Source organism: Roseateles sp. P5_B10 (genome assembly GCF_056400485.1).
This window is the reverse complement of record NZ_JBFULE010001259.1, coordinates 1-1,036: the sequence shown is the minus strand read 5'-3', so window position 1 is coordinate 1,036 and position 1,036 is coordinate 1. Positions and strand designations below refer to the sequence as shown.

General features: G+C 67.6%; 2 protein-coding genes. Both read right to left on the bottom strand.

What is annotated here, in order from left to right:
- The coding region (locus AC1DU6_RS32575; RefSeq protein ID WP_477862383.1) for an aldehyde dehydrogenase family protein at positions 1-389 on the bottom strand (389 nt) is incomplete at its 3' end.
- A gap of 1 nt (position 390) precedes the next feature.
- On the bottom strand, positions 391-1,036 hold a 646-nt coding region (locus AC1DU6_RS32570; protein WP_477862381.1), incomplete at its 5' end, for an isocitrate/isopropylmalate family dehydrogenase.

Sequence of the window (1,036 nt, the reverse complement as noted above, 5' to 3'; positions counted from 1 at the left end):
CCGTTGGCACGCGTGGCTTCGGCAGCGAACCATTCCACATAACTCGAAGCGTAGGCGACCTCCCCTCGCCCCTCGGCCAGCGGTTTGCCCTGCTCACGCGAGATCAGGCGGCCCAGGTCATCCTGGTGCGCGAGGATCAGTGCGTTCCAGCGATTGAGGATCTGCGCCCTTTGCTTGGCCGGCATCGCACGCCAGATCAGAAACGCCGCGTGGGCCGCYTCAAGCGCCGCAGCGGCGTCGAGAGCACCGCTGTCCGGCACGGTGGCGAACACCGCGTCGGTCGCCGGGTCGGTCACCCCGAAACGTTGGCCCTCCAGCGCCTCGCGCCATTGCCCCGCGATGAAGTTGCGGCCGGGCAGCAGGTCGTCATGTTGAATCGTCAACGGCATTTCAGAATTCCTTCACTCGATTGGCARTTGCCTGGYCGACGTCTTCGGTATGGGCGTCGCCGCCAAGGTCGGGCGTGCGTGGCCCGCGCAGGATCACGTCCTCGATGGCGCGCACGATGGCGTCGTGCGCTGCGCGGCCGGCGCCCTGCCCTTGCGTCAGGAAGTCGAGCATCAGCGCACCCGACCAGATCATGGCGATCGGGTTGGCAATGCGGCGGCCGTAGATGTCGGGCGCCGACCCGTGCACCGGCTCGAACAGCGATGGGAACTGGCGTTCCGGGTTGAGGTTGGCGCTCGGTGCCAGGCCGATGGTGCCGGTGGTCGCCGGGCCGAGGTCGCTTAGGATGTCGCCGAACAGATTGGTCGCGGCGACGACATCGAAGCGCTGCGGCTGCAGCACGAAGCGGGCGCAGAGGATGTCGATGTGCTGCTTGTCGACCTGCACGTCCGGGTACTGGCGCGCCATCTCGTCGGTGCGCGCATCCCACCAGGGCATGCTGATGGCGATGCCGTTGCTCTTGGTGGCCACGGTGAGCGATTTGCGCTGGCGCGAGCGCGCCAGCTCGAAGGCGTAGCGCAGCACGCGATCAGCGCCGTGGCGCGAGAACACCGACTCCTGGATAACGATCTCGCGCTCGGTGCCGGCG